The sequence below is a fragment of the Mesorhizobium sp. CA8 genome, assembly GCF_020164955.1.
Classification (GTDB): Bacteria; Pseudomonadota; Alphaproteobacteria; order Rhizobiales; family Rhizobiaceae; genus Mesorhizobium.
The window spans coordinates 99501-125191 of the sequence record NZ_JAIUHG010000016.1 but is presented as its reverse complement, the minus strand read 5'-3'; the positions used below and the strand labels follow the sequence as shown (position 1 = coordinate 125191).

Here is a 25691-nt window from a genome sequence, read left to right as displayed (position 1 = left end):
ATCGGTTGATCCCGCGCCGATTTTTATTGATTGACGCGTCAATAAAAAATACCCTTGGCTCGAAACCGGACCCCTGAAATGCCGAAAATCGGAATGGAGCCAGTGCGCCGCAAGGCGCTGATCGACGCGACGATCTCGGCGATCGGCGAACGCGGATCGCTGGACGTGACGATGTCGGAGATCGCCGGCCGCGCCGGCGTGTCGTCGGCACTGGCGCATCACTATTTCGGCGCCAAGGACGAATTGCTGTTCGCGACGATGCGGCACATCCTCGCCGAGCTCAACACCGACACCAGACGCGCGTTCAGCCTTGCAGCCACGCCGCGCCAGCGCGTCTCGGCCGTCGTCGCAGTCAGCTTTTCCGACGACCAGTTCCAGCCTCAGATCATCGCGGCCTGGCTCGCCTTCTATGTCGAGGCGCAGAAATCGACTGAGCTGCGGCGGCTGCTGCGCATCTATGCGCGGCGGCTCAATTCGAACCTGATGAGCGGGCTGACCGGCATCCTGCCACGAGCCGAGGCCGACCGCGTGGCCGAAGCGACCGCGGCGCTGATCGACGGGCTCTACATCCGCCGCGCGCTGAAAGACGGCGTGCCCGACGCGCAGACCGCAATCGCGCTCGTCGAGGACTATCTCGAAACCAAGCTCAATGGACGGAGCCTGCCTTGACCACCCGGCGACCCAACCTCCTGATCGTCATGGTCGATCAGCTCAACGGCACGCTCTTCCCGGACGGCCCGGCCGAATTCCTGCATGCGCCGCATCTGAAGGCGCTTGCCGTGCGCTCGGCGCGTTTCGCCAACAACTACACCGCCTCGCCGCTTTGCGCACCGGGCCGCGCCTCGTTCATGAGCGGGCAATTGCCGTCGCGCACGCAGGTCTATGACAACGCCGCCGAGTTCGCCTCCTCGATCCCCACCTACGCGCATCATCTGCGCAGCGCCGGTTATCACACGGTGCTTTCCGGCAAGATGCATTTCGTCGGCCCCGACCAGTTGCACGGTTTCGAAGAGCGGCTCACCACCGACATTTATCCCGCCGATTTCGGCTGGACGCCGGACTACCGCAAGCCCGGCGAGCGCATCGACTGGTGGTACCACAATCTGGGTTCGGTGACCGGCGCCGGCGTCGCCGAGATCACCAATCAGATGGAATATGACGACGAGGTCGCCTTCCATGCGACGCAGAAGCTCTACGAGTTCGCGCGTGTATCAGATGACGCCGACCGGCGCCCCTGGTGCCTGACCGTCTCCTTCACCCATCCGCACGATCCCTATGTCGCGCGGCGCAAATACTGGGACCTTTACGAGGACTGCCCGGCGCTGGAACCGGAGGTGGGCTTCATCCCCTACGACAGCCAAGATCCGCATTCAAAGCGGCTCTACAAGGCATCCGACTACGACAGTTTCGACATCACGCCGGAACAGGTGCGCCGCTCGCGCCGCGGCTATTTCGCCAACATCTCCTATCTCGACGACAAGGTCGGCGAATTGCTGTCGGTGATGGAGCGCACGCGCATGCTGGACGACACGATCGTGCTGTTCTGCTCCGACCACGGCGACATGCTGGGCGAGCGCGGCCTGTGGTTCAAGATGTGCTTTTACGAGGGCTCTGCGCGGGTGCCCTTGATGATGGCCGGCAACGGCATCAAGGCCGGGCTGATCGGGGCGCCTGTTTCCAATCTCGACGTGGCGCCGACGCTCTGCGACCTCGCCGGCATCGATATGAGCGCGATAGCGCCATGGACGGACGGCCAATCGCTGCTGCCGCTTGCCGGCGGCACGGAGCGTTCGGCGCCGGTGCTGATGGAATATGCGGCCGAAGGCTCCTACGCGCCGATGGTGGCGATCCGCGAGGGCAAATACAAATTCGTCCATTGCGAGCTCGATCCGCCGCAGCTCTTCGACCTCGCAGCCGATCCGCGTGAGCTCGACAATCTCGCCGCCGATCCAGCTTACGCAGATCTGGTCTCGTCCTTCATGGACAAGGTCCGCACGCGCTGGAACATGGCGAGCTTCGACGCCGCCGTGCGCGAAAGCCAGGCGCGCCGCTGGGTCGTCTACCCGGCGCTGCGCAACGGCGCCTACTACCCATGGGAGTTCCAACCCCTGCAGAAGGCGTCGGAACGCTACATGCGCAATCACATGAATCTCGACAATCTCGAAGAGAGCAAACGATATCCGAGAGGCGAATGATGGCAGACATTCTCGTCCCTACCCTCGACCACCTGAAGCAGGCCTATGCCGTCACCTCGACGGCCACGCAGGTGACGCCGCTCTTGGAGTCGGCGGCTTTAGCCAAGGAGACCGGTGCCGCGCGCGTCTTCATCAAGCCGGAGTCGCTGCAATGGGCCGGCTCCTTCAAGGTGCGCGGCGCCTATTGGCGGCTGAAGCGATTGTCGCCGGATGAGGCGAAGAAGGGAGTCGTCGCCTATTCCTCCGGCAATTTCGCTCAGGGGCTGGCGGCCGCCGGCCAGGCGCTGGGCATTCCCGTCACGATTGTCATGCCGATCGACGCGCCCGCCGCCAAGCGCGACGCGACGGCCGGTTACGGCGCGCGCGTGGTGCTGACCGATCATGGCGAGCGCGCGCGTGAGGAGGTTGCGGCCGCAAAGGCGCGCGAGATCGCCGAGACCGAGCATCTCACCTTGCTCCATCCCTTCGACGATCCGGAGATCGTCGCCGGCCAGGCCGGCGCCGGACTGGAAGCGCTCGACCAGTTGGCCATGAAGAAGGCGCATGCCGATCTGGTGTTCTGCTCGGTCGGCGGCGGCGGACTGATCGGCGGCGTCTCACTCGCCTTCCATTATGTGTCGCCCAAGAGCGAGATCATCGCCGTCGAGCCGGAGGGTTTCAACGGCATGGGGTCGTCGCTCGCGCATGGCGCGATCGAGACCATGCCGATCGGGCCGAAATCGATCTGCGACGGACTGATGGCGCGTAAGCCCGGCGACGCGCCCTTCGCGGCGGTGACTGCCGCCGGCGTGCGCGGCGTCACCGTCAACGACGCATCGGTGCGGCGGGCGATGAAGATCGCCTTCGAGCGGATGAAGCTGGTGCTGGAGCCGTCCGGCGCCGCGTCGCTCGCGGCGCTGCTCGGCGGCAAGGTGGATGTGAAGGACAAGGCTGTCCTGGTTGTGGCTACCGGCGGCAATGTCTCGCTCGCCGATTTTATGGCGCATATGAACGATGCTTGAAGCGGATTTCGTCATCATCGGCTCCGGCTCCGCCGGCTCGGCCATGGCCTACCGGCTGTCGGAAGACGGCAAGCATTCGGTGATCGTCATCGAGTTCGGCGGCACCGATATAGGGCCGCTGATCCAGATGCCATCGGCGCTGTCGATCCCGCTCAACATGAGCCTCTACGATTGGGGGTTCGCCAGCGAGCCCGAACCGCATCTCGGCGGGCGCGTGCTTGCCACCCCGCGCGGCAAGGTGATCGGCGGCTCATCCTCGATCAACGGCATGGTCTATGTGCGCGGGCATGCGCATGACTTCGACCACTGGGCCGAACAGGGCGCCGCCGGCTGGGCGTTCGCCGATGTGCTCCCCTATTTCAAGCGCATGGAGGATACCGACGGCGGCGAGGACGGCTGGCGCGGCAAAGGCGGCCCGCTGCATGTGCAGCGCGGCACACGCAAGAACCCGCTCTATGGTGCGTTCATGGAGGCAGGCCGGCAAGCCGGTTTCGAGCTGACCGACGACTATAACGGCTCGAAGCAGGAAGGTTTCGGGCCGATGGAGCAGACCATTCTGGGCGGTCGCCGCTGGTCGGCGGCGAACGCGTATCTGAAGCCGGCACTCAAACGCAAAAATGTTAGCCTGCTCAAGGGTTTCGCCCGACGCGTGGTGATCGAGAATCAACGTGCAATCGGCGTCGAGATCGAAGCCAACAAAAAGATTCAGGTCGTTAAGGCGCGGCGCGAGGTGATCGTCGCGGCGTCGTCGATCAATTCGCCGAAGATTCTCATGCTGTCCGGCATCGGCCCGGGCGCACATCTCCAGGAAAACGGCATCCAGGTGGTTGCCGACCGGCCAGGCGTCGGCGCCAATCTGCAGGACCATCTGGAGCTTTATATCCAGCAGGAATCGACCAGGCCGATCACGCTGAACTCGGTGCTCAATCCTTTCTCCAAGGCATTGATCGGCGCACAGTGGCTATTCTTCAAGAGCGGGCTCGGCGCCACCAACCATTTTGAGGCTGCCGCCTTCGTGCGTTCGCAGGCCGGCGTCGACTACCCCGATATCCAGTACCACTTCATCCCGGCGGCGGTGCGCTATGACGGCAAATCGGCGGCGAAGTCGCACGGCTTCCAGGCGCATGTCGGGCCGATGCGCTCGAAGTCGCGCGGCTCGGTGACGCTGCGCTCGCCCGACCCGAAGGCCAAGCCGGTGATCCGCTTCAACTACATGTCGCATCCGGACGACTGGAGTGAGTTCCGCCACTGCATCCGGCTTACACGCGAGATTTTCGGCCAGAAAGCCTTCGATGGCTTTCGCGGCAAAGAGATTTCACCGGGCAGCCATGTGCAGACCGACGACGAACTCGACGCCTTCATCCGCGACCACGCCGAGAGCGCCTACCATCCCTGCGGTACCTGCAGGATGGGCCGGGCCGACGACCTGACCGCCGTCGTCGATCCCGAATGCCGGGTGATCGGCGTCGAAGGGCTGCGCGTCGCCGACTCCTCGATTTTCCCGCGGGTAACCAACGGCAACCTCAACGCGCCTTCGATCATGACCGGCGAGAAGGCGTCCGACCACATCCTTGGCCGAATGCCGCTGGCGCCATCCAACCAGGAACCGTGGATCAATCCGCGCTGGCAGGTGGCGGACCGATAGGGCATTGTCGGGCAGACCGCCCGATCGGCCAACAGTTCTGGAGAAAGCAATGCGCGCCCAACCGACGGCATCGCACTACGTCAACGGCCGCTACATCGAGGACGAAGGCGGTGCGCCGCTGCCGGTGATCTATCCGGCGACGGGCGAGACCATCGCCACGTTGCATTCAGCGACGCCGAACGTTCTGGAGTTGGCCATCGAGGCCGCGCGCGCCGCGCAGCCGGCCTGGGCGCGGTTGAAACCGGTCGAGCGCGGACGCATCCTGCGCCGCGCCGCCGACATTCTTCGCGCGCGCAATGCCGATCTTGCCCGCATCGAGACTCTCGACACTGGCAAGGCGATCCAGGAGACGCTGGTGGCGGACGCGCCTTCGGCCGCCGACTGCCTGGAATATTTCGCCGGCGCGGCCGCCGCCTTCAATGGCGAGATGATCGATCTCGGCGGGCCGTTCGCCTACACGCGCCGCGAGCCGCTCGGCGTTTGCGTGGGCATCGGCGCCTGGAACTATCCGATCCAGATCGCCGGCTGGAAGTCGGCGCCGGCTTTGGCCATGGGCAACGCCATGGTGTTCAAGCCGTCGGAGAACACGCCGCTATCGGCTCTAGCGCTGGCCGAAATATACAGCGAGGCGGGGCTGCCCGACGGGTTGTTCAACGTTGTGCAGGGTTACGGCGATGTCGGCGCAGGTCTCGTCGGCCATGATGTCGTGGCAAAAGTTTCGGTGACCGGCTCGGTGCCGACCGGCCGTACAGTGCTGTCGCTTGCCGGCTCGAAGATGAAGCACGCGACGATGGAACTCGGCGGCAAGTCGCCGCTGATCGTCTTCGACGACGCCGATATCGAGAACGCCATCGGCGGCGCCATGCTCGGCAATTTTTACTCCACCGGCCAGATCTGCTCGAACGGCACGCGCGTCTTCGTGCAGAAGGGCATTCATGACCGCTTCGTCGACCGGTTGATCGAACGCACCAAGAAAATCCGCATCGGCGATCCGCTCGATCCCGAAACGCAGATGGGGCCGCTGGTCAACAAGGCGCAGCAGGACAAGGTCGTTTCCTACATCGCGGCCGGCAGGCAGGATGGCGCGAGCCTTGCCTGTGGCGGAAACGTGCCGTCGCTGCAGGGGTTCGAAGGCGGCTTCTTCATCGAGCCTACGGTGTTCACCAGCGTCACCGATCGCATGCGGATCGCGCGGGAAGAGATTTTCGGGCCGGTGATGAGCGTGCTCAAATTCGACAGCGAGGACGAGGTGATCGAGCGCGCCAACGACAGCGAATTCGGGCTCGCGGCCGGCGTGTTCACCCGCGACCTGCCCCGCGCCCATCGTGTAATCGCGGAGCTGCAGGCCGGCACCTGCTGGATCAACGCCTACAACCTCACGCCGGTGGAAATGCCCTTCGGCGGGGTCAGGCAGTCCGGTATCGGCCGCGAGAATTCGCTTGCCGCGCTGGCGCATTACTCGCAGCTGAAGGCGGTTTATGTCGAGACGGGGGACGTGGTAGCGCCCTACTGAGACCTCTCTGCCGTCCCGTCTAGATATTGCGTCAGCGCACAGACGAGATGGTAGAAGATGCTGGCCGGCACCTCGGTCGCCAGTGAGCGGCCGCGCTCGTCGATACGGTCGATCCACAGACCGAGCGGCGCCGGATCGATGTGCCAGCGGAACAGGCGGCCGACGCGCGCTTCGATTTCGGGCTTGAGGTCGGGCCCGCCCGAGCCGTCGAGCGCGATCGCCGCCTTGATTGCTTCGGCCTGCGGCCAGCTGCGCGAGACCGTGTCGAGCGGCAGGCCTTGGCGCGAGACGGCGCCATAGGCGAGGCCGGTGGCGCGGTTGAGGCCGTTGGCAACGGCCGAGGCATAAAGCTTGCGGGCGAAGGCGGTGAGTTCGCCCTGGCCGCTGCGGGCGGCGAAATCGACCAGCAGCGAGGCCCATTCGAAATGATGGCCGGGCTCGGTCCAGCTCCGCTTCTCACCCGCAGCCGGCTTCCAGCCCTCGTCGAAATATTCGCCCAGCGTCCAGCTTTCGGCATCGAAGAAATGGCTGCGGAAAAGATCGATGATGCGCGCGGCGCGGCGCAGATAGGCGCGCTCGCCCGTCGCCTTGTGCCAGGCAAGGAAGGCCTCGAGCAGATGCATGTGCGGATTGGAACGCCGTTCTTCCGCACCGTCGGAGGTTTCCAGAAAGCCGGTCATGCGGGCATCTTCCAGATGCGCATCGAGAAAGGAAAACGTCTCCTCGCCGAGCCGCAACGCGTCCGGGTGTCCCGATATATGGGCGTGGGCGAGCGCCAAAAGCACGCAGGAATGATCGTAAGCATCCTCGACCGGATCGGCGACCGAGCCGTCGATGTTGAGCGTGCGCACCCAGCCGCCACGGTCGGTGCGACCTTGACCCGCCATGAAGTCGATGCCATGCGCGATCAGCCGGTCGGCCGGACCGTCCCAGCCGCGCTCCTTGGCGACCGCGAAGGCATAGACCTGACGCGCCTGGGTGCGCATGCGCTTGGGCTTCATCTGCGGCGAGGCATCGAAGCCCAGCGCCTCATGGAAGCCGCCATGGCGTTCGTCGACGCCGACAGTCGACCAGAGCGGCAGTGTCTCCTCGAACAGCCAATGGCGCACGCGCCGCCGCCAGGCGCCGCTCTCGATGACGCGGTCATGCGCCGGCGTGAACCTCGTCTCCAGCCGGCCGGATTTCTCCAACTGCTCGACGATCTTCTTGACGTGCTGGCTGTGGCTGACAGGGGCGACGAAAGTGGCGTCGGCGGTGGAAACGATGGCCACGTCCTTCATGCCAATGGCCGACAGTAGCCGACCCTCGCTGCGGATATAGGAGTTCTCGCAATCTATGGCGACGACGTCTCCGGCGATGACGTTGCCGTGCCCATCGGACGGGCCAACATCGAGCAGCGACTGCCAGGAGCCGAGATCGTTCCAGCGGAAGCCGGCCGGCACCATAGCGATATCTTTCGCGCGCTCCATAATGGCGTAATCGATCGAGGTCGACGGGATCGCGGAATAAAGGTCGAGCGGCATATAGAGGCCGGACAGGTCGCTGGTCGCAGCCTTGTAGGCGGCCTCCGTCGCCTGCCAGATTTTCGGTTCATAGGCCGCGAAGGCGTCGCGCATGGCGGCGGCGCGGAACAGGAAGATGCCGGTGTTCCAGTAGAAGCTGCCCGCGTCGAGATAGGCCTGCGCGGTGGCGAGATCGGGCTTCTCGACAAAACGCGAGACGTCGAAGACGCCGTCCTTGTCAGCCCCGACCTCGATATAGCCATACCCGGTCTCGGGCTGGGTCGGCTTGAGGCCGAACACCACGAGTCGCCCGGCGTTCGCCGCGGCCGTGCCCGCCTCGATGCTTTGCCAGAACTGGCGAGGCGTCGATATCTCGTGATCGGACGGCACGACCAGCACCAGCTCGTCGCCATAGTCGGAGAGCGTGCGCAGGCTGGCCAGCGCCACGGCGGCGGCCGTGTTGCGGCCCGTCGGCTCGAACAGCGGTCCGCCACCGGCAAGATCGATGCCGGCAAGGTCGGCATGGACGCGCTCGGCATGACGCTCCGCGGCGATCAGGAAAATCGGCGTTTCGCCTTGCGGGCGCGCCGCCAGGCGGCGCAAAGTCTTGGCCAGCATCGAGCCATCGCCCGAGAAGTCGTGGAATTGCTTGGGATTGTCCTCGCGCGACAGCGGCCACAGCCGCGAGCCGACGCCGCCGCTCATGGCGAAACTGACGATGCGCTGGCTCATGAACGACCCTGTCAAAAGTCCGGCTCCCATGGGTCGGACTTACGACAAAAGCCTTTAAGCCCACCTTTACCCGACAGCCAAAATCCTATGCCATTCGGGCAAGCTCCGCGAAAGAAAGGAAATGCGACAGAAGGACTGCCATTGCCGCTTGCAGGATCGGAAAGCGGCAGCTATAAGCCCGCGGTCTGGTCACGGAGTGTAGCGCAGTCTGGTAGCGCACCTCGTTCGGGACGAGGGGGTCGCAGGTTCAAATCCTGCCACTCCGACCAGAAAAACAAGCACTTAAGTGCTGCGATCCCGCCCTCCCGCATTAACCTTTCATCGTCGAACGGCGAGCCGGATTGGCTGCTGCCGCCCATTGTGCTCGACAGCCGCCCTTACTTTGACCTAATGGCGTCTTGTCCTTGGTTCGTGGAGCGCGGAGCCGCAGAGCGGCTAATTGAGGAATGACGTTCAAGTTTATAGCCATCTCGATCGCGATGCTGCTTCTGGCGGCGGGCTGCTCATCGACCACCGCGTCGATCAGCCCGGCGAAATACGACAAAATGAACTGCCCCGAGCTCAACAGTGCGGTCGGCGACACCGCGACCGATATTTCTCGTACCGCAATCGCTCGCGGCAAGGTCGCCAACACCAGCGTGCCGACATGGCTGCTCGGCGGCGAGCGTGTGAAGACGGCGATCGCCAACCGCGAAACCGCCCGGATCGAACGGCTGCAGCAACAGCAGCAGGTGATCGTCGCGACGCGAAACCAGAGGTGCCCATCCTCGCTCTGAGGCGAGCGAGGATAAGCTTGCCCGCTTCAGGCACTCATCCTGAATCGTGCCGTATCGATCGCCGCGTTCATCAGCGTCTGGGTGTAGGCTTCGCGCGGATTGTCGAAGATCTCCTGCGTCGGCCCTTCCTCGACGATCTTTCCCTGCTTCATGACGATGATGTAGTCGGCCATGGCGCGCACCACGGCGAGGTCGTGGCTGATGAAGAGGTAAGACAGCTCGTGGTCGGCCTGGAGCTTGCGCAGCAGCTCGACGATCTGCTTCTGCACCGAACGGTCGAGCGCCGAGGTCGGCTCGTCCAGCACCACCACTTTCGGCTTCAGGATCATGGCGCGGGCAATGGCGATGCGCTGGCGTTGGCCGCCGGAGAATTCATGCGGGTAGCGGTTGCGCGCATTGGGATCGAGGCCGACTTCGCGCAGCGCCTCGACGGCGCGCTGGTCGCGCTGCTTGCCGGTCAGCGACGGCTCGTGCACCAGAAGCCCTTCGGTGATGACCTGGCCGACGGTCATGCGCGGCGACAGCGAACCGAACGGATCCTGGAAGACGAGCTGCAATTCGCGCCTGAGCGGGCGCATCGCCCGGCGGTCGGCTTCTGAGATGTCGCGGTCGCCGAAGCGGATGACACCGTCGCTCGGAAGGAGCCTGAGCAGCGCGCGGCCAAGCGTCGACTTGCCTGAGCCCGACTCACCGACGATGCCGATCGTCTGGTTGCGCTTCAGCCGGATCGAGATCTTGTCCACCGCGCGCAGCATCAGCGGCTCGCCGCCGAACAAGCCGCCGCCGATCTTGAAGACGACCTCTACGTTGCGGCCTTCGAGCAGCACCGGGGAACTGGCGGGCGGCGCTGCTTTGGTGCCGGTCGGCTCGGCCGCGAGCAGCATTTTGGTGTAGGCATGCTGCGGGTTGGCGAAGAGCGCTTCCGCCTCGCCCTCCTCCACCACCTCGCCCTGGCGCATGACATAGACCCTGTCGGCGAAGCGGCGCACGATGCCGAGATCGTGGGTGATGAAGACGATCGCCATGCCGAGCTTGCGCTGCAATTCGGCGAGCAGCATCAGGATCTGCGCCTGGATGGTGACGTCGAGCGCAGTCGTCGGCTCGTCGGCGATCAGGATGTCCGGGTCGTTGGCCAGAGCCATGGCGATCATGACGCGCTGCCGCTGGCCGCCCGACATCTCGTGCGGATAGGATTTCATCCGCCGCTCGGGATCGGGAATGTGCACCAGCCGCAAAAGCTTCAGCGCTTCTTCCCGCGCCGCAGCCCCGGATAGCCCGCGATGCCGGCGGATCGGCTCCATCAGCTGGTTGCCAATGGTGTAGAGCGGGTCGAGCGAGGTCATCGGCTCCTGGAAGATCATGCTGATCTTGCGGCCGCGGACCTGGTTCAGCTCGCTTTTGGTCATCTCCAGAAGATTGCGGCCGCGATAGTCGACCTGGCCTGTCGCCTCGCCATTGGAGGAAAGCAGGCTCATCGCCGCCATCATCGTCTGGCTCTTGCCGGAGCCGGATTCGCCGACGACGGCGACCGTCTCGCCGGCATTGACCTTGATGTTGATGCCCTTGACGGCCTCGACCGTGCCGTCGAGGGTCTGGAAGCGGACGCGCAGGTCCTTGACGCTGAGGATCGTTTCGGCAGCCATGTCCGCGGTCCCCATCTTTATCGATCCTTCGGATCGAGCGCGTCGCGCAGGCCGTCGCCGACGAAGTTCAGCGCGAACAGCGTCGAGACGAGGAAGAAGGCCGGGAACAGGAGCAGCCAGTTGGCATAGCCGATGTTCTTGGCGCCGACCGAGATCAGCACGCCCCAGCTGGTCATCGGCTCCTGCACGCCGAGACCGAGGAAGGAGAGGAAGCTTTCCAGGATGATGACCTGCGGCACCAGGAGCGTCATGTAGATAACCACCGGCCCGAGGAGGTTCGGAATGACATGGCGCAGCAGGATGCCGCGCTGGCTGACCCCCATGGCTTCCGCCGCCTGGACATATTCCTGCCTGCGGATCGACAGCGCCTGGCCGCGCACGATGCGCGCCATGTCGAGCCACAGCACAGCGCCGACGGCCAGGAACATCAGCACGAAGTTGCGGCCGAAGAACACCACCAGCATGATGACGAAGAAGATGAAGGGCAGCGAATAGAGCACGTCGACGATGCGCATCATCACCTCGTCGACCCGGCCGCCGGCAAAGCCAGCCGCCGCGCCGTAGATGACGCCGATGACGCCGGCGACGACGCCGGCAAGCAGGCCGATGGCCAAGGATATGCGCCCGGCCATCAGCGTGCGCGAGAGCAGGTCGCGGCCGGTGTTGTCGGTGCCGAAGAAGAAATATTGCTGCTTCACGGCCGAGCTCATGGTCACTTCCAGGCCGTCGGGCGACTTGTTCTCGATCCTGGTATCATCGAAGGCGTCGGAGCGGTCGAGATAACGGATGTTGCGGTCGTCGATCGGCTTGGTCGAGGTGATGGTCACGATGACGCGATTCCCGTCCTGGTGCCATTCCTTGATCTCGGCGCGCATGCGCTTGATGGCGTCGCCCAGCGCACCCTGGATCATGTCGGGTTTTGGATAGGCCGAAAGGCTCGGCGGCATGCGCACATAGTCGCCATAGATGGTGGTGTATTGATGTGGCACGGCCCACGGACCGCAAATGCTGATGACGGCGATAAAAGCCAGGTAGTAGAGGCTGAGCATCGCGGCGCGGTTGCGCTTCAGCCGCGCCCAGGCATTGCCCCAGAGCGAGCGGCCGACGATCGGCTCGGGAACCGCGACGGCGAGCTCAGTCATAGCGCACCCTTGGGTCGACGACCGCGTAGAGCAGGTCGACGATCAGGTTGAAGACGATGGTGAAGAGCGCGATCACCACCACGGTTCCCATGACCAGAGTGTAGTCGCGGTTGAGCGCGGCATCGACGAAGTAGCGGCCGACCCCGGGGATGGAGAAGATCGTCTCGACGATGATCGAGCCGGTCAACAGCGCGGCTGCCGCCGGGCCGGTGAAGGAGACGATCGGCAGCACGGCGCCGCGCAATGCGTGCTTGACGACCACCGACCAGTCGGAGAGGCCCAGCGCGCGGGCGGTGCGGATATGATGCGAACGCAGGCTCTCAATCATGGAGCCGCGCATCAGGCGGGCCACGATGGCGATCTGCGGCAAGGCCAGCGTCAGCACCGGACCGACCTTGTTGATCAAGGCGCCGTCGCCCCAGCCGCCGATCGGCAGCAGCTTCCAGGAAAGCCCGAACACGAGCTGGATCACCGGCGCGGTGACGAAGGTGGGGATGGTGCTGCCGGCGGTGGCTAAAGCGATCACAGAATAATCGCCTATTTTGTTCTGGTTGAGCGCCGCGATCGTGCCGAGGATCGAGCCCAGCACCAGCGCCAGCACCAGTGCCGAGGTACCGATCTGCACCGAGATCGGCAGACCCTTGGCGAAGAGTTCGGTGACGGTGAAATCCGGCAAATTGTAGCTCGGGCCGAAACTGCCGCGCAAAAGATTGCCGAGATAGTGGACATATTGCAGCCAGAGCGGATCGTTGAGACCGAACTGGGCTTCGAGATTGGCCCTGATCTCAGGGCTCAAGCCCCGCTCCTGGTTGAACGGGCCGCCTGGCGCGACGCGGATCAGGAAAAACGCCACTGTCACGATGACGAACAGCGTCGGGATGGCGGTCAACAGCCGCCGGAAGACATAACGCAGCATCGGCGCCCCGCTTCAGCCAGGGCGACAGGCTCTCCAGTCGAAGATCCGTGGCGCGCCGGCATCTCTGATCTTCGCACCGGGCAGCCTGAAAATCCAATCCGACTTTCGGCCCGGCACGACGACAGACCGCGACCGCCGCTCCCAAAAAGAGAGCGGCGGCGCGGCCAAGGTTTCTTGTCAGTCCTTGGAGATGAAGCGGGACGGATGAATGTCCATCACATTGTCTTCGAAGCCATGCACCTTCGAGGAAACGATATCGTGGTAGCTGTAGTAGAGAAGCGGGATCTCGCCGACGTCGTCGACGAGGATGCGCTCGGCTGCGGCGAGGTCCTTCATGCGCTCCTCAGGCTTGCCGCCGGCGGCAGCTGCCTTGTCCATAGCGGCTTCATAGGCAGGGCTGTTGTAGTTCGAGTAGTTGTTGCCGCTCGCCTTGCGCGAGATGCCGAGGAAGGTCTCCGGATCCTTGTAGTCGGCGATCCAGGCGGCGCGGGCGACGTCGTAGTTACCCTTCTGCTCGAGGAAGCTATAGTGGGTCTTGGTGTCGGTGTTGAGCAGCGTCACCTCGACGCCGAGCGGCTTCAGCTGTTCCTGGATGGCGACCGCCGTGTTCTTGTGGTTCTCCGAGGTGTTGTATCGGATCTCCATCTTCAACGGATGCTCGGGCGTGTAGCCGAGCTTTTCCAGGATCTTCTTGGCCGCATCCTCGCGGTCGATCTGCGGCATGTCGGCATATTTGGCCAGTGCCGGCGTGTAGCCCTCGATGCCCGGAGGCACCATCGAATATCCAGGCAGCATCGAGTTTTGCCAGACCTTCTCGGCGAGGAAGTCGCGGTCGATCGCCATCGAGATGGCGTTGCGCAACTCGACATTGTCCCAAGGCGCCTTGTCGGTCTTGATCGCATAATAATAAGTACCGAGATATGGCCCTACGCGGACCTGGTCACCGAATTTGGTTTTTAGATCGGCGAGCTGTTCGGTCGGCAGATCGCCATAGCTGTCGAGTTCGCCTGCTTCGAAACGCTTCATCGCCGACGAGCGATCCTCGGTCGGGATGTAGTTGACCACGTCGAGCTTGACGCTCGCGGCGTCCCAGAACTTCGGGTTCTTGACCAATTTCAAATGGTCGTTGGGAACCCACTCGGCCAGCGTATAGGCGCCGTTGGAGACCAGCTTGCCCGGCTTGATCCAGTCGGCGCCGAGCTTGTCCATGGAAGCCTTGTTGACCGGATAGGTCGCCTGGTGGGTCAGCATCTCCAGGAAATAGGGTGTCGGAGCCTTGAGCGTGACTTGCAGCGTGTTGGCGTCGATTGCCTTCACGCCCATATCCTCGGCCTTGCCTTTCTTGGTGTTGAAGTCCTCGGCGCCCTTCACCGGATAGAGCATCGAGGCGTATTCTGCAGCGGTGGCCGGATCTTCCAGCCGATGGAACGAATAGACGAAGTCGTCCGCCGTCACCGGGGTGCCGTCCGACCAGAGGCCGTCCTTGCGCAGCTTGAAGGTGTAGACGGTGCCGTCATCCGATACCGTCCAGCTTTCGGCGGCGCCAGGAATGAGGTTCGTCTTCTGGTCATGCATGACGAGACCCTGGAACAGGTCGCGTATAATATCGGCTTCATAGACTGTGGAAGTCTTATGCGGATCGACCGTCTCCGCCTCGGCGGCGGCGCCGCGGTTGTAAACAGTCTCGGCGAACGCCGGCGTGTAGAATGTGCCGGCGGCCAAGGCCAATGTGGTGGCGAACACCGTCGCCTTCAGCAGATCTTTCAGCATGAAGTTTCTCCCTGTCGGCGCTGCCCCTCAGCCGCGCCTTCTTAAGTTTTGACACCCCGGAACCGTTGAAACGGCCCCGTTTCAGGCGTGCCGCCGGTCCCTTCCGGCGGCTGGTGGCAGGAGACTAGACACAGCGAAATCTTATTTCAACCATTGCCTGCTTGACGCAAAGTGAGCGTCATCACGCTAAAACAGCGAAAACTAAAGCTAGAGCTTGCCTTCAACTTGGCACACCTGCCGGTTGTTCGACGCGTTTTCTGTTTTTGCAGGCAGGTTTTGGCATTCTCCGCGCCATGCTGAAAAACCGAAAATTCCCCGTTTTGTGGTGTCGTTTCCGGGCTGACGCCACGGGTACGTCGGCAATCGAATTCGCCATGCTGGCGCCGATCTTCATCCTGCTTCTGCTCGGCATGGTTGCATATGGGATTTATTTCGGCGCCAGCCATTCGGTACAGCAGATCGCCGCCGATGCGGCGCGCACGGCGATTGCCGGCCTCAACCAGACCGAGCGGCAGGCGCTGGTTACCGATTTCGTCGCTCACGACGTCTCGGGCTATCCCTTCGTCGATCCCAACAAGCTGACCGTCAATGCGCAGGACAGCGCCGCGGACGGCAGCCAGTTCGTCGTCTCGGTCACCTACGATGCGCGCAACCTGCCGATCTGGAACCTGTTCCGGACGCTGCCGTTGCCGGGCACGACGATCCAGAGTCAATCGACGATCCGCGTCGGAGGGATATGATGCGGGCCAAGGGGGGATTGATTGCGGCGACACGTAGGCTGCTCGCCGACCGGAGCGCGAATTTCGCCGTCATGACGGCGCTATGCACGCCGGTGGCGCTGGCGCTGACCGCCTTCGCGATCGACGAAGGCTCGCTTTACAACGAGCGGCGCGCCGCGCAGTCGATCGTTGACCTCGCCGCCATCACCGCGGCCTCGAACATCACCAATGCCCAGCAGGCGGTGCTGACGACGCTCGCCGACAACGGCATCACCTCGGTCGCCGTACAGCAACAGGGCACCACTGTGGCGCCAACCGCCAGCAAGGCGGTCGTCCAGATCTTGCCGGGGCGCTACACGGGCGTCAGCACCATTGCCGCCGGCAGCCGTTTCGAGGCGGGCAAGCTGCCCTACAATGCCGTGCAGGTGTCGCTGAAGAAGCAGGGCACGCTCTATTTCGCCGGCTCGATCATGTCGCCGCCCACCCTCGGCACGACGGCAATCGCCAGCGCGCAGCCGCAAGCTGCTTTTTCGGTCGGCTCGCGGCTTGCCAGCCTCAATGGCGGCATTCTCAACGCGCTTCTCGGCGGCCTTCTCGGCGGCAACATCTCGCTCAGCGTGATGGATTACAATTCACTGGTGTCGGCCGATGTCGACGTTCTTTCGTTCACCGATGCGCTGGCGACGCAATTGCATCTGACCGGTGTGAGCTATTCCGACGTGCTCGCCTCCAAGGCAACGATCGGCCAGATCGCCACCGCCATGGCAAACGTGCCGGGGCTGGACCGCACGGCCAAAATCGCCTTGCAGACCATGGCTTCCAGCGCCACCAACACCGTCAAGGTGCCGCTCTGCAATCTCGCCAATCTCGGCTCGGTGGGTAGCCTCGGCCTCGGACAGAAGCCAGCCGGGCTTTCTGTCGGCGCCAGTGCCATGAGCATGTTGACGGCGGCGGCGGCACTGGCGAACGGCAACAACGAGGTCCAGGTCAATCTCGGCGCCACCATTCCGGGGCTGACATCCGCCACCCTCGCCGTGGCCATAGGTGAGCCCTTGCAGTGTTCACCCTGGCTGGCTGTAGGAGAATCGGGCAGCGTGGTGCGCACCGCGCAGACGCGCATCAAGCTCAACGCCGACGTCACCGTCGGCAATTCCAATCTCGGCGGCGGCACCAGCCTTGTCGCCGTCCACCTGCCGCTCAATGTCGAAGTGGCCTATGCCGAAGCCAAGCTGACCGACATCAGCTGCCCGACCGGGCCGTCGAGCATCAATGTCTCGATCGCCGCGCAGCCCGGCGTCGTCTCGGCGCATCTTGCAAACAGCAATGCCAGCGGCTTTGCCGACTTTACCCAACCGCAGTCCTTCTCCAACGCCGATATCGCGGACCTGAGGCTGTTGCTCATCCCGCTGCTGCAGGTGACAGGCTCGTCGGCCTTCTCGGTCACCAATATGGCGCCGACGAACCTGACCTTCAGTGCCACCGATATCGCCAACAAGGCGATCAAGACGGTGTCGACAAAGAACCTGACGCAGTCGCTCACGACATCGCTGGTCAACAACCTGTCGCTTTCGATCGATGCGCTGGGGCTAGGCCTCAATGTGACCGCCCTGCTCGGCACGGTGAAACCGGCGGTAACGACGCTGCTTAACGGCGTGACCGCGCCGGTCGACAGCCTGGTCTACAACGTTCTCGGGGCGCTTGGCGTGCGTGTCGGCGAGGCCGACGTCCGGGTGACCGGCGCGACCTGCGGGCGTTCGGTGCTGGTTCAGTAAGCTGCGGTCAGCCAATCCTGCCGACGAAACTGCCCAGAGGCGGCAGCGCCAGCACGCTGTCCTCGACAACACCAGTCAGAATGCCGGCGGCGTCAACGTCAAATGCCGTTATCTCGGCCTGGCCGATCTCCGTGGGCAGCGCCCAGCCTGTTGCCTCGGCCGAGAAATTGAAAACGCAAAGCAGCCTTTCGCCGTCGCGCTCGCGGACAAAGGCGAGCACATCGCCTTCGGCATCGAGAAAGCGGATCGCGCCTTGGATCAGTGCGGGATGGCTCTTGCGCAAGGCAAGGATCGAGCGATAGGCGGCAAGCACCGACCGCTCCTCGCCATCCTGGACGTCGGCCGCCCGGGCGCGATGCGCCTGCGGCACCGGCAGCCAGGGCTTGGCCGTCGAAAAACCGGCATTCTCGGCCGCCGCTTCCCAGACCATCGGCGTGCGGCAGCCGTCCCTGCCCTTCACGCCCGGCCAGAAGCGGATGCCGACGGGATCGCGCAGATCCTCATAGGCTAGCTCCGCCTCCTCGAGGCCGAGTTCCTCGCCCTGATAGACGCAGATCGACCCGCGTAGGCAGGCAAGCAGCGCGATCGAGAACTTGGCCACTGCATCCGGGCTCTCGCCGGGCCGCGTCCAGCGGCTGACATGGCGCACGACGTCATGGTTGGAGAAGGCCCAGCAGACCCAGCCGTCCGGGGCGGTCGTCTCGAACGCCTCCACGCAGCCGCGCACATGGACGGGGGAAAATTGCGGCCCAAGCAGGTCGAACGTGTAGCACATCTGCAATTTGTCGCCGCCGGAGACATAGGCGGCGAGCGTCTGCAAGGAACGCTCCTCGTCGCCCACCTCGCCGACCGCGGCGCGGTCCGGATATTCGTCGAGCAGCGCGCGGAAGCGTTTCAGGAAGTCGAGGTTCTCGGGCCGCGTCTTGTCGAAAAGATGCTCCTGGAAGCCATAGGTGCTGGTCGCACCATTGGTTCCGGCGACGCTTGACGCCAAGGGCGGGTTGTCGCGCAGCCAGCGGTCGTGGACATAGTAGTTCACGGTGTCGAGCCGGAAGCCGTCGACGTCGCGCTCCAGCCAGAAGCGTACGGTGTCGAGGACCGCATCCTGCACCTCCGGATTGTGGAAGTTCAAATCCGGCTGCGCGGCGAGAAAATTGTGCATGTAATATTGCCGGCGGGTGGCGTCCCATTCCCAGGCCGGCCCGCCGAACAGCGATTGCCAGTTGTTGGGCGCGCTGCCATCCGGCTTGGCGTCGGCCCAGACATACCAGTCGGCCTTGGCATTGTCGCGGCTGGCGCGGCTCTCGACGAACCATTCGTGCTTGTCCGACGAGTGCGAGATCACCTGGTCGATGATGAGCTTGAGGCCGAGCCGGTGCGCCTCGGCGACCAGCGCGTCGAAATCCTCCAGCGTGCCGAACATCGGATCGACGTCGCGGTAGTCCGACACGTCATAGCCCATGTCGGCCATCGGCGACTTGAAGAAGGGCGAGAGCCAGACGGCGTCGACGCCGAGGGAAGCGATATGGGCGAGCCGCGCGGTGATGCCCTTGAGGTCACCGCTGCCGTCGCCGGTCGTGTCCTGGAACGAGCGCTGATAGACCTGGTAGATGACGCAGCCGCGCCACCATTCGCTTCCTTGCCCGGAATTGTCGCCAGCCATCACAAGCCCTTCCCGTTGCGCGATTTAGCGGCACGCCGCTCGACCATGAAACCGACGCTTCGACCAGGTAGCGGCCGCGCGAGATCGTCCGGCTCTGTCGCGACCGCCGGACGCCATTCAAATCCGTCGCGTGCAGGCAAGGTGAAGACGCATTGCCGGCGATCGCCATTGATCATGACGGCAAGGCGGCCGCCCTCATTGTCGGCGAGCAGCATGACGAGGCGATGTCGTCCGGGATCGTTCCAGTCGGCCTCGCCGAGCGGCGCGCCGGTCTCGGCCAGCCAGGCCACGTCGGGAATTTCCGATCCGTCGGCTGGCTCGCCGGTCAGGAAGCGTGGATCGGCCAGTGCAGGCGAGGCCCGACGCAGTGCAGCCAGCGACGATGCGTATTGCTCGAGCGCCTGATCGCGGCCTGCCCAGTCCAGCCAGGTGATGGCGTTGTCCTGCGCATAGGCGTTGTTGTTGCCCTTTTGCGTGCGGCCGAACTCGTCGCCGGCGGTCAGCATGATGGTGCCGCGCGAGGCGAAAAGCGTGGCGAGCAGCGCGCGCTGGTCATCGAAGCGCGCCTTGGCAATCGCAGCTTCGTCCGTCTCGCCCTCGGCGCCGTTGTTCCATGACAAATTGTCGTTGTGACCGTCGCGATTGTGCTCGCCATTGGCCTGATTGTGCTTGCGCTCATAGGCGACGATGTCGGCCAGTGTCATGCCGTCATGCGCGGCGATGAAATTGACTGTGCGGCTCGCCTGTTGGCCCTCTCTGCCGAAGACGTCGGAGGAACCTGCAAGCCGTGTGGCCAAGGCGCGGACCGCGCCGGCATCGCCATGCCAGAAGCGCCTGACATCGTCGCGGTAACGGTCGTTCCATTCGAGGTATGGCGGGCGGAAATTGCCGAGCTGGTAGCCGTTCGGGCCGATGTCCCAAGGCTCGGCGATCAGCACGCGGTCGGCGAGCACGGGATCGCCGGCGATGGCCTGAAGCAGCGGCGCTTCCGGATCGAAGGCACCGTCAACACGTCCAAGCACCGGAGCCAGATCGAAACGGAAGCCGTCAACGCCGGCGCAGCGGACGAAGTGGCGAAGCGTGTCGAGCACCATTTCCCGCACCACCGGATGGTCGCAGGCGACGGTGTTGCCGGTGCCGGTGTCATTGACCAGCCGGCCGTCCGGCTGATGCCGGTAGTAGGCCAGCGCATCGAGCCCGCGCAGCGACAGCGTTGGCCCCAGCCGATCGCTCTCGCCGGTGTGGTTGAAGACGAGGTCGAGGATGGTGCCGATGCCGGCCTTGCGCAGCGCCGCGACCGTGTCGCGCAGTTCCTTGAGGCCGCCGGGGGCAAGGCGCGGATCGAGCGCCATGAAGGTGACGGGATTGTAGCCCCAGGCGTTGCTCAGCCCCAGCGGCGGCAGATGCCGCTCGTCGATTGATGCGGTGACCGGCATCAGTTCGACGGCGGAGACGCCGAGACGCTTCAGGTGCTCGATGATGGCCGGATGGGCGAGCGCCGCGATGGTGCCCCGCTGCGCTTCCGGCACATCCGGATGCAGCCTGGTGAAGGAGCGGACGTTGAGCTCGTAGATCAAGCCGCCGGGCCGGAACAGCGGCGGCTGGGGCGGCACCGGCTTGGGCAGGGATCGCGCTACCGCCTTCGGCATCAGCGAGGTCGTGTCGGCGCCTTCGTTGCGTTTGGCGGCAAGCCGCCAATGATATTGGTATGGACGATCGAGCTGGACGGCATAGGGATCGGTGAGAAGCTTGTTCGGGTCGAACCACAGGCCGCGCTCCGGAGCATAGTCGCCATCGGCGCGAAGGCCGTAACGCGTGCTGTCGCCAAGGCCGGGGACAAGGAGCGCATGCACGCCCTCGCCTTCCGGATTGAGTTCCAGCCGGTCGATCTCGCGCGCGCCGCTGTCGTCGAAAAGCGAGATCCACAGGCGTCTCGCCGATGAGGACCAGACGGCGAAGCGGATGCCTTCGGGGGTGACGGTGGCGCCGAGGGTCATGCGGGCTCCCCCTTCTCCCCTTGTGGGAGAAGGTGTCGCCGAAGGCGACGGATGAGGGGTGCTCCAGCTTGGCGATGACAGCGATCCGGCCAACACCCCTCATCCGTCTCGGCGCTGCGCGCCGATCCACCTTCCCCCACAAGGGGGGAAGGAAAGTCGCGCGCCACCCTCAAGTAATCACGCTCGGCTTGTTGCGGCCGGTGTGGCTCTTGATGCCGGCAATGTCGTCGGCGGCGGCGATGAGATCGGCGAGAGCTTCCTGCGTGTCGAGGTCGTGCCTTGCCTTGTCCGGCTCGTAGCGCTCGATATAGACGCGCAGCGTCGCCCCCGAGGTGCCGGTGCCGGAGAGGCGGAGCACGACGCGCGAGCCACCCTCGAACAGGATCCGGATGCCCTGGTGCTCACTCACCGAGCCGTCGACCGGATCGCGATAGGCAAAATCATCGGCCTTGGCGATCTTCAGGCCGCGCACGGTCGTGCCGGGCAGCGAGCCGAGCTTGGCGCGCAATTCGTCGACCAGCGCGTTGGCGCGGTCGCTCTCGACCTCCTCATAGTCGTGGCGCGAATAGTAGTTGCGGCCGTAGGTCGCCCAATGCTTGGTGACGATGTCCTTGCAGCTCTCGCCGCGCGCAGCGAGGATGTTGAGCCACAAAAGCACGGCCCACAGCCCATCCTTCTCGCGCACATGGTTGGAGCCGGTGCCGGCGCTTTCCTCGCCGCAAATCGTCGCCAGGCCGGCGTCGAGCAGATTGCCGAAGAACTTCCAGCCGGTCGGCGTCTCGTAGATGCCGATGCCGAGCTTTTCGGCGACGCGGTCGGCGGCGCCGCTGGTCGGCATGGAGCGGGCGATGCCCTTCAGGCCGTCCTTGTAGCCCGGTGCCAGTTTGGCATTGGCGGCCAGCATCGCGACCGAGTCCGACGGGGTGACGAAGATGCCTCTGCCGATGATCAAATTGCGGTCGCCGTCGCCATCGGAAGCCGCGCCGAAATCCGGCGCGTCGGGCCCCATCATCTCGTCGTAGAGATGCTTTGCGTGGACAAGGTTGGGATCAGGATGGTGGCCGCCGAAATCCGGCAGCGGCTTGAAGTTGCGGCAGGTGCCGTCCGGGGCTCCGAGGCGATGCTCGAGGATCTCCTTGGCATAGGGACCGGTCACCGCATGCATGGCGTCGAATCGCATGCGGAAGCCTGATTTGAAGAGCTTCCGCAGCGCCTCGAAGTCGAACAGGCTTTCCATCAATTCGGCATAGTCCTTGACCGGGTCGAAGATCTCGACGGTCATGTCGCCGGCCTTGACGGTGCCGATCGTGTCGATATCGACGGTGCCGATATCGGCGATCTTGAAGCTCTTGATCTGCTTCGACTTGGCGAAGATCGCGTCGGTGATCTTTTCCGGCGCCGGACCGCCATTGCCGGCATTGTATTTGATGCCGAAATCCTCGTGCGGGCCGCCCGGATTGTGGCTAGCCGACAGGATGATGCCGCCGAAGGTCTTGTATTTGCGGATGATGTTGGAGGCAGCGGGTGTCGAGAGAATCCCGCCCTGCCCGACCATCACCTTGCCGAAGCCGTTGCCGGCGGCGATGGCGATGGTCTGCTGGATGACCTCGCGGTTGTAGAAGCGGCCGTCGCCGCCGATCACCAGCGTATTGCCTTGAAACCCATCCAGCGCATCGAAGATCGACTGGATGAAGTTCTCGGCATAGTGCTCCTGCTGGAACACCGGCACCTTCTTGCGCAAACCGGAGGTGCCAGGTTTCTGGTCGGTATAGGGTTTGGTGGGGACGGTTTTGATCATGCCTCAGGCAGCCCTTTTCGAAAGCAGCAAGCGATAGAGTTCGACGTATTTTTCGGCGCTCTTGTCCCAGGAGACATCGGCCTTCATGCCCTGGCGCTGGATCGACGTCCAGGTCGCCGGCCGCGCATGCTGCTCGACCAGCCGCTGGATGGCATGCAGCATCGCGGAGCCATTGTTGGGCGCGAACTGGAAGCCGGTGGCGACACCGGCCGACAAGGCGGCCTCGTTGGCGTCGATGACGGTGTCGGCCAAACCGCCCGTGCGGGCGACGACCGGCACGCAACCATAGCGCAGGCCGTAAAGCTGGGTAAGCCCGCAGGGCTCGAAGCGGGACGGAATGATGATGGCGTCGCAGCCGCCTTGCATGACATGCGAAAGGCCTTCGTCATACCCGACGACGACGCCGACGCGGCCGCGATGGCGGGCGGCGGCGGCAAGCAGCGTGCCTTCGAGGCCGGCGTCGCCCGAGCCCAGGATGGCGAGGCGCGCGCCGGCGGCAACGATGCCGTCGACGACCGCGGCCAGTATATCCATGCCCTTTTGCCAGGTCAGTCGGCTGACGACGCAGACGATCGGGCTGCCGTCCGCCTCCAGGCCGAACCGCTCTTCGACCGCTTTGCGGTTCTTGGCGCGCGCGGCAAGCGTTTCGGCCGAATAATTGGCGACCAGATGCTTGTCGGTCTGGGGGTTCCAGACGTCGATATCGATGCCGTTGACGATGCCGTAGAGGTCGCTGGCGCGCATGTTGATCAGGCCGTCGAGGCCCATGCCGAATTCCGGCGAGCGGATCTCCTGCGCATAGGTCGGGCTCACCGTGGTGATCGCCCAGGCGGCCTGGAGACCGGCCTTCAGGAAGCCGACGCCGCCGTAATATTCGACGCCGTCGAGTTGCATCGCCACGCTCGGCAGGCCGAGCTCACCGAAGATGCCGGCGCCGAACTGGCCCTGGAAAGCAAGGTTGTGCACGGTGATCAGCGACGGCACGCCGACTGCCTTGCCGTAGCGCATATAGGCAAGCGTCATCGCCGACTGCCAGTCATGGGCATGCACGATATCGGGCTGGTAACCGGAGATGGAACCGCCGGCAATGTCGCCGCCCGCTTGGCTCAAAGCCGCGAAGCGGCGCCAGTTGTCGGGCCAGTCGGCGCCGGAAGCGGTGCCGTAAGGGCCGCCCTGGCGATCGAAGAGATGCGGGGCGTCGAGCACGAAAAGATCGAGGTCGCCGATCTTGACGGCATGGATCGAAGCCTTGCCGCCTTGCAGCAGCGGATACTGATAGACTGGTTTCTTCTTGGCGAAGGCAGCCATCACCACGGGGTAGCCGGGAACCAGCGTGCGCATTGCAACGCCCTTGCGGGCAAGCGCGATCGGCAAGGCGCCGGTTACGTCGGCAAGCCCGCCGGTCTTGATCAGCGGGAAGATTTCGGGCGTGACCGACAGAACCTGCATGCGCTCCACATTCCGATCTCAACGTGACAGGTCAAAGTGACAATCTGTTGATCCAGTCGTCAGCCTGCTGATCGACCCGACCAGGCCGCTGATCAACCCTAGCGGGTTGACAGCTGATCAACCCTACAGGTCGATAACTTGTTGATCGACCCTACGGGGTCGACAACTTGTTGATCATGTCCTGCGTGATCAGGCAGATGCCCTTCTCCGATACGCGAAAACGCTTGGCGTCGAGCGCCGGGTCCTCGCCGACCACAAGCCCCTCCGGGATGTGGACGCCGTGGTCGATGACGACGCGCTTGAGGCTCGCGTTGCGACCGACCTGCACGTCGGGCAGCATCACCACTTCTTCGAGCTTGGAATAGGAATTGATGCGCGCCCCGGTGAAAATCAGGCTGCGGCGCAGCGAGGCGCCGGAGACGATGCAGTCGCCGGACACCAGCGAGGAGATCGCTTCGCCGCGGCGGCCGTCCTCGTCATGCACGAACTTTGCCGGCGGCTTCAATTCGGCATAGGTCCAGATCGGCCAGTCGCGGTCGTAGAGGTCGAGCTCGGGCGTGATGTCGGTCAGGTCGATATTGGCTTCCCAATAGGCGTCCACGGTTCCGACGTCGCGCCAGTAGGGCTCGGCCTCATGCGAGGAACGCACGCACGACTTGGCGAAGCGGTGGGCGATCGCCTTACCGTGCTGCACGATATAAGGGATGATGTCCTTGCCGAAGTCGCGGCTGGAGCCGGGCTCGGCCGCGTCGCGTCGCAATTGTTCCATCAGGAACTTGGTTTTGAAGACATAGATGCCCATCGAGGCCAGGGCGAATTCCGGCTTGTCCGGGATGCCTGGCGGATCGGCCGGCTTTTCGACGAAGGCGATGATGTTGTCCTTGGCATCGACATGCATGACGCCGAAGCCGGTCGCCTCCATGCGCGGCACTTCCAGGCAGCCAACGGTGACGTCGGCGCCGGCGTCGACATGCTGGCGCAGCATCAACTCGTAATCCATCTTGTAGATGTGGTCGCCGGCCAGGATGACCATATATTCGGGGCCGTAGGCCTCGATGATGTCGATGTTCTGGTACACGGCATCGGCCGTGCCTTCATACCACTGCGTTTCGGAGACGCGCTGCGATGCCGGCAGGATGTCGAAGCTTTCGTTTCGCTCCGGCCGCAGGAAGTTCCAGCCGCGCTGCAGGTGGCGGATCAGCGAATGGGCCTTGTATTGGGTGGCGACGCCGAGGCGGCGGATGCCGGAGTTCAACGCATTGGAGAGGGCAAAGTCGATGATGCGTGTCTTGCCGCCGAAATAGACGGCGGGCTTGGCACGCCGGTCGGTCAGCTCCTTGAGGCGGCTGCCGCGGCCGCCGGCCAGCACATAGGCCATGGCATCGCGCGCCAGCGGCTGGGTTCTTTTGATCTCTGCCATTTTGTTACCCTCCCAAACAAGCTGCCCGGACCGTCGCA

18 protein-coding genes and 1 tRNA gene are annotated in these 25691 nt (G+C 64.1%); 9 read left to right on the top strand and 10 right to left on the bottom strand.

All coding sequences use genetic code 11. The annotated features are described in order from the left end of the window. Positions 1-78 precede the first annotated feature (78 nt). From betI to betB, 5 genes are read left to right on the top strand one after another with little or no spacing between them, the layout of a single operon-like run. The gene (betI, locus tag LB553_RS18595) at positions 79-669 is read left to right on the top strand and encodes a choline-responsive transcriptional repressor BetI (protein ID WP_224515601.1); all 591 of its coding nucleotides are present in this window, start codon (positions 79-81) and stop codon (positions 667-669) included. After that, positions 666-2195, top strand: coding sequence for a choline-sulfatase (gene betC, locus LB553_RS18590; protein ID WP_224515599.1), 1530 nt, complete (start codon positions 666-668; stop codon positions 2193-2195). Before betI ends, betC begins: the two co-directional genes overlap by 4 nt. Then, positions 2192-3196 carry a threonine/serine dehydratase gene (locus tag LB553_RS18585; protein WP_224515597.1) on the top strand — a complete coding sequence of 335 codons (1005 nt, stop codon included), beginning with the start codon at positions 2192-2194 and terminating at the stop codon, positions 3194-3196. The genes betC and LB553_RS18585 overlap by 4 nt, the downstream gene beginning before the upstream one ends. Next, the gene (gene betA / locus LB553_RS18580; RefSeq protein WP_224515594.1) at positions 3189-4841 is read left to right on the top strand and encodes a choline dehydrogenase; all 1653 of its coding nucleotides are present in this window, start codon (positions 3189-3191) and stop codon (positions 4839-4841) included. The genes LB553_RS18585 and betA overlap by 8 nt, the downstream gene beginning before the upstream one ends. 49 nt (positions 4842-4890) lie before the next feature. Beyond that, a complete protein-coding gene (gene betB, locus LB553_RS18575) occupies positions 4891-6354 on the top strand; it encodes a betaine-aldehyde dehydrogenase (RefSeq protein ID WP_224515592.1) in 1464 nt (487 codons plus the stop codon). On the opposite strand, the gene LB553_RS18570 is transcribed toward betB, so the two are convergent. Next, positions 6348-8588: an AGE family epimerase/isomerase gene (locus tag LB553_RS18570; RefSeq protein WP_224515590.1), complete on the bottom strand. Its 2241-nt coding sequence runs from the start codon at positions 8586-8588 to the stop codon at positions 6348-6350. The two genes, betB and LB553_RS18570, sit on opposite strands and share 7 nt — an antisense overlap. A 192-nt stretch (positions 8589-8780) precedes the next feature. Here LB553_RS18570 and LB553_RS18565 point away from each other — a divergent pair. Next, positions 8781-8857 (top strand) — tRNA-Pro (locus LB553_RS18565). A gap of 177 nt (positions 8858-9034) precedes the next feature. Next, a complete protein-coding gene (locus LB553_RS18560) occupies positions 9035-9364 on the top strand; it encodes a hypothetical protein (RefSeq protein ID WP_224515589.1) in 330 nt (109 codons plus the stop codon). A 26-nt stretch (positions 9365-9390) separates the two neighbouring features. Here LB553_RS18560 and LB553_RS18555 read toward each other — a convergent pair whose 3' ends face one another. The 4 genes from LB553_RS18555 to LB553_RS18540 form a co-directional block, all read right to left on the bottom strand. After that, the gene (locus LB553_RS18555) at positions 9391-11007 is read right to left on the bottom strand and encodes an ABC transporter ATP-binding protein (RefSeq protein ID WP_224515586.1); all 1617 of its coding nucleotides are present in this window, start codon (positions 11005-11007) and stop codon (positions 9391-9393) included. A gap of 17 nt (positions 11008-11024) precedes the next feature. Beyond that, positions 11025-12149, bottom strand: a complete 1125-nt coding sequence (locus LB553_RS18550; RefSeq protein ID WP_224515582.1) for an ABC transporter permease — start codon at positions 12147-12149, stop codon at positions 11025-11027. Continuing rightward, positions 12142-13065, bottom strand: a complete 924-nt coding sequence (locus tag LB553_RS18545; protein ID WP_224515579.1) for an ABC transporter permease subunit — start codon at positions 13063-13065, stop codon at positions 12142-12144. The genes LB553_RS18550 and LB553_RS18545 overlap by 8 nt, the downstream gene beginning before the upstream one ends. Before the next feature lie 177 nt (positions 13066-13242). Then, on the bottom strand, positions 13243-14835 hold the full coding sequence (locus LB553_RS18540; RefSeq protein WP_224515577.1) for a peptide ABC transporter substrate-binding protein: 1593 nt from the start codon (positions 14833-14835) through the stop codon (positions 13243-13245). Positions 14836-15209: 374 nt separating this feature from the next. Between LB553_RS18540 and LB553_RS18535 the strand changes: the two genes are divergently transcribed. Together LB553_RS18535 and LB553_RS18530 are read left to right on the top strand one after the other, a co-directional pair. Then, on the top strand, positions 15210-15575 hold the full coding sequence (locus LB553_RS18535; RefSeq protein ID WP_263484121.1) for a TadE family protein: 366 nt from the start codon (positions 15210-15212) through the stop codon (positions 15573-15575). Further along, a complete protein-coding gene (locus tag LB553_RS18530) occupies positions 15572-17326 on the top strand; it encodes a TadG family pilus assembly protein (RefSeq protein WP_224515575.1) in 1755 nt (584 codons plus the stop codon). The genes LB553_RS18535 and LB553_RS18530 overlap by 4 nt, the downstream gene beginning before the upstream one ends. Before the next feature lie 7 nt (positions 17327-17333). Here the strand turns inward: LB553_RS18530 and LB553_RS18525 are convergent, their stop codons facing one another. The 5 genes from LB553_RS18525 to glgC form a co-directional block, all read right to left on the bottom strand. Next, positions 17334-18989, bottom strand: coding sequence for an alpha-glucosidase family protein (locus tag LB553_RS18525; protein ID WP_224515573.1), 1656 nt, complete (start codon positions 18987-18989; stop codon positions 17334-17336). After that, a complete protein-coding gene (gene glgX, locus LB553_RS18520; protein ID WP_224515571.1) occupies positions 18989-20986 on the bottom strand; it encodes a glycogen debranching protein GlgX in 1998 nt (665 codons plus the stop codon). Before glgX ends, LB553_RS18525 begins: the two co-directional genes overlap by 1 nt. A gap of 169 nt (positions 20987-21155) precedes the next feature. Then, positions 21156-22784 (bottom strand): alpha-D-glucose phosphate-specific phosphoglucomutase, encoded by a 1629-nt coding sequence (locus tag LB553_RS18515; protein ID WP_224515567.1) that lies wholly within the window; start codon positions 22782-22784, stop codon positions 21156-21158. Between the two features lie 3 nt (positions 22785-22787). Then, positions 22788-24233, bottom strand: a complete 1446-nt coding sequence (glgA, locus tag LB553_RS18510) for a glycogen synthase GlgA (protein WP_224515564.1) — start codon at positions 24231-24233, stop codon at positions 22788-22790. A gap of 151 nt (positions 24234-24384) precedes the next feature. Further along, complete coding sequence (gene glgC, locus LB553_RS18505; protein WP_224515562.1) at positions 24385-25653, bottom strand: glucose-1-phosphate adenylyltransferase; 1269 nt, start codon at positions 25651-25653, stop codon at positions 24385-24387. Positions 25654-25691 lie beyond the last annotated feature (38 nt).